Source organism: Paraprevotella xylaniphila YIT 11841 (genome assembly GCF_000205165.1).
GTDB classification, from domain to species: domain Bacteria; phylum Bacteroidota; class Bacteroidia; order Bacteroidales; family Bacteroidaceae; genus Paraprevotella; species Paraprevotella xylaniphila.
On record NZ_GL883875.1, the window covers coordinates 1 to 6,735 of the forward strand.

Here is a 6,735-nt window from a genome sequence, read left to right on the forward strand (position 1 = left end):
ACCCGGGGCGATGGCAGGCGTGACGCTGCCGAAACTTGCCCAGGCCCTCGTGGCCGAAGGGGTGCAGAAAGTGCACACGCATTACGGCAACCGGTACAGAGTGGTGGAACGATAAAAAAATGGAAGATGCCCCACAAGCGACATCTTCCATATTCATTTTTGCGACTGGCAAACCGGTTTATTTCAATGCCGACAAGGCTGCGTCATAATCCGGCTCTTCCGTTATTTCCGGAACCAACTGGGCATATACCACCTTTCCGTTTTCGTCCACAACGATTACGGCCCGCGCCGCCAATCCGGCCAAGGGTCCGTCCACCATCATCAGCCCGTAATTCCCGGCAAAGTCCTTGCTGCGGAACAAAGATACGGGCTTCACGTTCTCAATGCCTTCGGTCGTACAAAAGCGTCCTTGTGCAAAAGGCAAATCCATGGACACGGCCAACACCTGCACATTCTCCAAATGAGCCACTTTCACATTGAACTTGCGCACAGACGTGGCGCATACGGAAGTGTCCAGACTTGGAAAAATATTCAATACCACGCGCTTGCCTTTAAGGCTGCCCAAAGACAATTCGCTCAAATCACCGGCCACAGCCGTAAAGTCGGGAGCCGCCTCTCCTTTTTGGGGCATCACCCCGTTGGTATGTACTGCTGTTCCTTTAAATGTCACGGTTTCAAACTGTTTCATAGTTCTCTTTTATTGTTTAGTATCCCGACGTGCAACAGGCACCTATCGGATAGCCCTAAGGCTATGTTACAAATATACACAAAAGATTTCCATTAAAACATTTCAGTCAGTTAATTATCCCTTTTTCAGGAATCTTTAACTGACTGAAACTATTTCATACTGATTACTGCATCTTCCATTCCTCTCCGCATCGGACCATCGGCAAAGCGATTTCTTCACGCGTGCTGTCTCTGAACAGCACTTCCAGAAAAACGCTGGCGACATCTCCAGAAACCGTATCTCCTAATGCCCGGACGGAAGCCAACCCGCCCCTACGTTCCTTCTCACGGACGGCATACTGGGCCACAAGATCGACCATCTGGCTGCGATAGGAGTCCGTCATGCTGTCGCTATAAGCGATAGAGCGGACATAATCTTCATATTTTCCCTCTATCAAATAATTGTAATAGGTCTCGGCCGCCCGGCTTACCTCGCTTTTATCGCTTTTACCACACGAAACCCATAGGGAAAGTCCTAAAAAGGCCATCCATAGGGGAATGATTTTCCTCATTACTTCTGCCGCATAAAGATATTAATAGGAGTACCGCTGAAGTCCCAACGTTCGCGTATCTTGTTTTCCAGGAAACGACGGTAGGGTTCTTTCACATATTGCGGCAAATTGGCATAGAACACAAAAGAGGGAATTTGCGTATCCGGCAATTGCATGCAATACTTGATCTTGATGTATTTGCCTTTGATGGAAGGGGGCGGATAAGCCTCTATCAGCGGTAGCATCTCTTCATTCAACTTTGACGTAGGAACGCGTTTCTTCCGGTTCTGGTAAACCTCCTTGGCTGTCTCAAGCACCTTGAAAATGCGTTGTTTCGTCAAAGCGGAAGCAAATATAATCGGAAAATCATCGAACGGTGCCATGCGGTTGCGGATGGCATATTCATATTCGTTCATGACTACCGTGTTTTTCTCTTCTACCAAATCCCATTTATTGACCACCACAACCAAACTTTTGTTGTTCCGTTGTATCAATTGGAATATGTTCAAGTCCTGGGCTTCTATGCCACGCTCCGCATCCAGCATCAGAATGCAGACATCGGAATTCTCAATGGCCCGGATGGAACGCATGACGGAATAATATTCCAAATCTTCCGTCACCTTGTTCTTACGGCGGATACCAGCCGTATCGACCAAATAGAAATCAAACCCGAACTTAGTGTAACGGGTATAAATGGAATCCCGGGTAGTCCCGGCGATATCGGTCACGATGTTACGTTCCTCTCCGATGAACGCATTAATCAAACTGGACTTTCCGACATTCGGACGACCCACAACGGCAAAACGGGGGATATTCTCATCCGTTTCGTCATCAATAGTTTTAGGGAATTTTGAGACAATCTGGTCCAACAATTCCCCCGTACCGCTTCCGGTTGCCGCCGAAATACAATAGGGGTCGCCCAACCCCAAAGCGTAAAACTCTGCGGCACTATATATCCATTCATTCGTATCGGCCTTGTTGGCCACAAGGATAACCGGCTTTTTGGTACGCCGCAAGATATTGGCCACGGCTTCGTCCAGATCCGTCACACCGTTCCGGACATCCACCAAAAACAGCACCACATCGGCTTCTTCCGTCGCCAACGTCACTTGCTTGCGGATTTCTTCCTCAAATATATCATCCGAGTTCACCACCCAACCGCCGGTGTCTATCACTGAGAACTCACATCCCGTCCACTCCGACTTCCCATACTGGCGGTCGCGCGTCGTACCGGCTTCATCACTGACAATCGCATGACGTGTCTGGGTCAAACGATTAAAAAGAGTAGACTTACCCACATTCGGGCGTCCGACTATTGCCACTATATTTCCCATAATTTATCGAATTTCGGCTTCACAGCCTGATTATTAATCTAAATTATATCCAAAACTTTTCAAAGCCCGTTCCGAACTTCTCCAATCCTTATCCACCTTCACAAAAGTCTCCAGATAAATGCTCTTACCGAAGAATTTCTCCAAAGACTTCCGGGCTTCTGTGGAAACTTTCTTTAATGCCACTCCCCGATGGCCTATGATGATACCCTTCTGCGACTCGCGTTCCACGTAAATAACGGCATTGATATGAATGGATTTCGCCGCTTCTTTGAACCGTTCCACTACGACTTCCACAGAATACGGAATCTCTTTATCGTAATATAACAGAATCTTTTCACGGATAATTTCAGTCACGAAAAAACGGGCCGGTTTATCGGTCCACTGGTCCTTGCCGAAATATGGAGGGGAATCCGGCAAAAGATCCTTGATGCGATTCAACACCGTATCTATGTTAAACTTGCACAAAGCTGAAATAGGTATGATTTCGGCCTTGGGCAGGACGGCATGCCAAGCTTCCACCTTAGAAGTCAGTTCCTGTTGGTTACTCACATCGATTTTATTGATAAGCACCAACACGGGAACATCCATCTTGGACACTTTCTCCAAGAAGTCTCCATTCTTATCGGGGGTCTCCACCATATCCGTCACGTACAACAGCACATCGGCGTCTTGCAAAGCTGATTCCGAGAAGTTCAACATAGACTCTTGCAACTTGTAATTGGGCTTCAAGACACCGGGGGTGTCGGAAAAACAAATCTGCATGTCTTCCGTATTCAAAATCCCCATGATACGATGGCGCGTAGTCTGTGCCTTAAAAGTTGCAATAGAAATACGCTCTCCAACCAGAAGATTCATCAATGTGGACTTGCCGACATTCGGATTACCTACGATATTCACAAAACCTGCTTTATGCGCCATAATTGTTCCGTTTTTTCTTTGAATAAAAAGAACGCATCTATAAACGGATGCGTTCTTTTTTATGATGTTTCTTTTTTTGAAGGTTTCCCTTTTATCACTTATTTACCAGCTCCGTCATAGCCCCATTTCATATAAGCGGCTCCCCATGTGAATCCGGCACCGAAAGCGGTAAAAATCAAATTGTCTCCCTTCTTCAACTGCTGTTCGTAATCCCACAAAGCCAAAGGCAAAGTAGCTGCACTTGTATTACCGTAACGTTGGATGTTAAGCATTACTTTTTCCATCGGCAACTCCAAACGGTGTGCTACAGCCTCGATAATGCGTACATTAGCCTGATGGGGAATGACCCAAGCAATATTGTCCTTGGTCAATCCGTTACGTTCGGCCACCAAGGCCGAAGCGTCGCTCATGTTAGTGACGGCAAACTTAAACACCGTACGTCCTTCCTGATGGAGATAATGCAAGCGGTGGTCTATGGTAAAATACGAAGGAGGGCAAGCGGAACCGCCCGCTTTCATGCACAAGAACGGCAACCCCTTGCCATCCGTACGCAAATAGGAGTCCTTCCAACCCAAGTCTTCCGTAGTAGGTTCAACCAATACGGCAGCAGCTCCATCTCCAAAAATCGGACAAGTCGCACGGTCTGTATAATCGACAATTGAAGACATTTTGTCTGCACCGATAACAATAATCTTCTTATAACGGCCGCTCTGAATCAAAGCGGAAGCCGTATCCATGGCGAAAAGGAATCCGCTGCAAGCTGCCTGCAAGTCGTATGCAAAAGCATTCGTCAACCCCAACTTGCCAATGACAATAGAAGCCACAGAGGGGAAATGATAATCCTGAGTAGAAGTAGAAACAATCACACAATCAATGTCTTCAGGATTTACTCCCGTTTTCTGCAGTAACTGTTTCGCTGCTTTACGGGCCATATAGCTCGTACCCAAACCTTCTTCATTTAAAATACGTCTTTCCTTTACGCCGATACGAGTCATGATCCACTCATCGTTTGTATCAACCATTCGCGACAACTCGTCGTTGTTCAAGACATATTCCGGAACGTAACCGCCGATACCGGTGATTACCGCATTTATTTTTTCCATTCTTAATTCTGCTTTCTAAAAAAAGTAGCCGGAGAACACGGATGCTCTCTGGCTATATCTTCCTCACTGACGATTAAACAGCTGCTTCTTTCACGATAGCCACCTTACCTCTGTAATAGCCACAAGTGGGGCACACAGTGTGATAAATGTGGAATGCACCGCAATTCGGGCAAACTGCCAATGTAGGCGCTACGGCCTTATCATGAGTTCTTCTCTTACGGGTTCTCGTTTTTGACTGTCTTCTTTTAGGATGTGCCATTTTCTTAAGTATTTAATTATTATCCAATATTTTTTTCAATTTATCCCAACGCGAATCTACCGGTTTGCCACTTTCTTCATCCGCGCCTTTCTCGTCCTCGGAACCATCTGGGTTCTCAGACGAAGTCACCAAATGTGCCGCCAATGCCTCCATCATTTCCACATTGCAATGTCCAGGTTCATGCACGTGTGTGAGCGGAACTTCTAGCACAATAAATTCGTAAATAATCCATGCGACATTCAATATGGCATCTTCGTATGGTAGTATCATCATATCCCCTTCGTCCGCATACTCATCCCCTAACTTTACGGTAAGCATACGTTCCGTCTCTATCTCCACGTCCATATCGTCAAGACACCGGTCGCACGGCACATGTACCGTTCCTTTAATATGAAAGGTAAAAACATAAGCTCCCCCGCTTTCTCTTATCTTCAGGTCTGCGTCTGCCTTACCCCTCTTCACTAAAGTCCCTTCCACAGCTTCAAAGAATGCATCATTCAATGCAAACTGATATTCAGCGACATCAGTCCGCATGTTCTTCAAATCAATCTTATAACTGTCAAGTACATCCATTTGGGTTGCAAATTTACAAAAAATAAGCGATGGCACACAATAGAAAGCACAAAAAACGCTCTTTTTAATACTTTTTCAACTCCACTCTAAAGGTTGTCCCCACACCGACTTCCGAACGTTTCACAAAAATACGTCCTTTGTGATATTCTTCCACTATACGTTTGGCTAAGGATAAACCCAACCCCCAACCTCTTTTCTTGGTCGTAAAACCGGGACTAAAGACCGTCTGGAAATGATTTTTCGAAATACCTTTCCCAGTATCTGTAACTTCAACAACCACTTTCCCCGCATCTTCAAAAGCTGTTACCGTGATACATCCTTGTCCTCCCATCGCATCTATCGCATTCTTACAAAGATTCTCTATCACCCACTCGAAAAGCGGAGCACACATATAAGCCTTCAACGGATATTCCGGCAACAGGCAACGGATAGACACTTTATTGGATGTACGGCGAGAAATATAATCTATCACGTGTTCAAGCACTGTGCCCAACAATTCCTCACGGGGTTCCGGTAAAGAACCTATTTTAGAAAAACGTTCGGCTATCATTTCCAATCGTTTCACATCTTTGTCCATCTCCGGGATAAGCTCATCATGGGGATAAGTCTCTTTTAAAATCTCTACCCATGCCATTAACGAAGATATCGGGGTCCCTAACTGATGGGCTGTCTCTTTGGACAAACCCACCCAAACTTTATTCTGCTCTGCCTTTTTGGAACTCAACAAAGCAAAAATAGCCACTATGACAAAAATAAGAACTACCCCCAACTGTATATAAGGATAGGAAGACAACCGTTTCAACATAATGGAATCATCGTAACAGATTTCCATAAAATCACCATCAACGCCTTGAGAAGCCCCTTCATTCAGATAAATACGAATCACCCGGCCTCCCTGCCGCATGTCTTCTGCCATTTGCTTTACTTCTCTCGTACTGTCGGCAGCATTACTTGCTTTTAATGACAAATTCCGATAGCTGTGTATTTCTCCTGATTTATACTGCACAATAACCGGAATGGTATTATTTCCATTCAAAACCTTCAAAACCAAGGTGACATCGGTGTTTTCATCCGCATTGTTCAGTGTTCGCATGGCTTCCGCCCATACTTCCATGTTTTGGTGTTCACCCAAAGCCAAATCACGTACTAAATAGTTGGATATAATGAGAGAACCCACGGCTATCACGATGGCCGTGGCTACTAACAAAAACTTAACCTGCCTTATCCGGTCATACCACTGCATAACATTTAACTTTCTATACTCCTTTCCCAAAACGTGCAATCCTCCTTTTTATTGCATCATTGTTACATCCAAATTCAATGTAACACCG

General features: G+C 45.5%; 8 protein-coding genes. All 8 read right to left on the bottom strand.

The window, feature by feature from the left end; genetic code table 11:
- Nucleotides 1-178: 178 nt before the first annotated feature.
- The 8 genes from tpx to HMPREF9442_RS11795 all read right to left on the bottom strand — a co-directional run bounded on the left by tpx (nucleotide 179) and on the right by HMPREF9442_RS11795 (nucleotide 6,647).
- On the bottom strand, nucleotides 179-688 hold the full coding sequence (gene tpx, locus HMPREF9442_RS11765) for a thiol peroxidase (RefSeq protein WP_008628854.1): 510 nt from the start codon (nucleotides 686-688) through the stop codon (nucleotides 179-181).
- A gap of 163 nt (nucleotides 689-851) precedes the next feature.
- Nucleotides 852-1,238, bottom strand: coding sequence for a nuclear transport factor 2 family protein (locus tag HMPREF9442_RS11770; RefSeq protein ID WP_008628855.1), 387 nt, complete (start codon nucleotides 1,236-1,238; stop codon nucleotides 852-854).
- Nucleotides 1,238-2,551, bottom strand: a complete 1,314-nt coding sequence (gene der, locus HMPREF9442_RS11775) for a ribosome biogenesis GTPase Der (protein ID WP_008628856.1) — start codon at nucleotides 2,549-2,551, stop codon at nucleotides 1,238-1,240. The genes HMPREF9442_RS11770 and der overlap by 1 nt, the downstream gene beginning before the upstream one ends.
- A gap of 33 nt (nucleotides 2,552-2,584) precedes the next feature.
- Nucleotides 2,585-3,469 carry a GTPase Era gene (gene era / locus HMPREF9442_RS11780; protein WP_008628857.1) on the bottom strand — a complete coding sequence of 295 codons (885 nt, stop codon included), beginning with the start codon at nucleotides 3,467-3,469 and terminating at the stop codon, nucleotides 2,585-2,587.
- 98 nt (nucleotides 3,470-3,567) lie between these two features.
- Complete coding sequence (locus HMPREF9442_RS11785; RefSeq protein ID WP_008628861.1) at nucleotides 3,568-4,572, bottom strand: beta-ketoacyl-ACP synthase III; 1,005 nt, start codon at nucleotides 4,570-4,572, stop codon at nucleotides 3,568-3,570.
- A 73-nt stretch (nucleotides 4,573-4,645) separates the two neighbouring features.
- The gene (gene rpmF / locus HMPREF9442_RS15975; protein ID WP_008622359.1) at nucleotides 4,646-4,831 is read right to left on the bottom strand and encodes a 50S ribosomal protein L32; all 186 of its coding nucleotides are present in this window, start codon (nucleotides 4,829-4,831) and stop codon (nucleotides 4,646-4,648) included.
- Nucleotides 4,832-4,843: 12 nt separating this feature from the next.
- Nucleotides 4,844-5,404: a YceD family protein gene (locus HMPREF9442_RS11790; protein WP_008628863.1), complete on the bottom strand. Its 561-nt coding sequence runs from the start codon at nucleotides 5,402-5,404 to the stop codon at nucleotides 4,844-4,846.
- 64 nt (nucleotides 5,405-5,468) lie between these two features.
- On the bottom strand, nucleotides 5,469-6,647 hold the full coding sequence (locus HMPREF9442_RS11795) for a sensor histidine kinase (protein ID WP_008628865.1): 1,179 nt from the start codon (nucleotides 6,645-6,647) through the stop codon (nucleotides 5,469-5,471).
- Nucleotides 6,648-6,735 lie beyond the last annotated feature (88 nt).

Excerpts from the sequence above, each read along its gene's own strand:
- tpx (WP_008628854.1), bottom strand. The coding sequence starts at position 688 with ATGAAACAGTTTGAAACCGTGACATTTAAAGGAACAGCAGTACATACC.
- HMPREF9442_RS11770 (WP_008628855.1), bottom strand. The coding sequence starts at position 1,238 with ATGAGGAAAATCATTCCCCTATGGATGGCCTTTTTAGGACTTTCCCTA.
- der (WP_008628856.1), bottom strand. The coding sequence starts at position 2,551 with ATGGGAAATATAGTGGCAATAGTCGGACGCCCGAATGTGGGTAAGTCT.
- era (WP_008628857.1), bottom strand. The coding sequence starts at position 3,469 with ATGGCGCATAAAGCAGGTTTTGTGAATATCGTAGGTAATCCGAATGTC.
- HMPREF9442_RS11785 (WP_008628861.1), bottom strand. The coding sequence starts at position 4,572 with ATGGAAAAAATAAATGCGGTAATCACCGGTATCGGCGGTTACGTTCCG.
- rpmF (WP_008622359.1), bottom strand. The coding sequence starts at position 4,831 with ATGGCACATCCTAAAAGAAGACAGTCAAAAACGAGAACCCGTAAGAGA.
- HMPREF9442_RS11790 (WP_008628863.1), bottom strand. The coding sequence starts at position 5,404 with ATGGATGTACTTGACAGTTATAAGATTGATTTGAAGAACATGCGGACT.
- HMPREF9442_RS11795 (WP_008628865.1), bottom strand. The coding sequence starts at position 6,647 with ATGCAGTGGTATGACCGGATAAGGCAGGTTAAGTTTTTGTTAGTAGCC.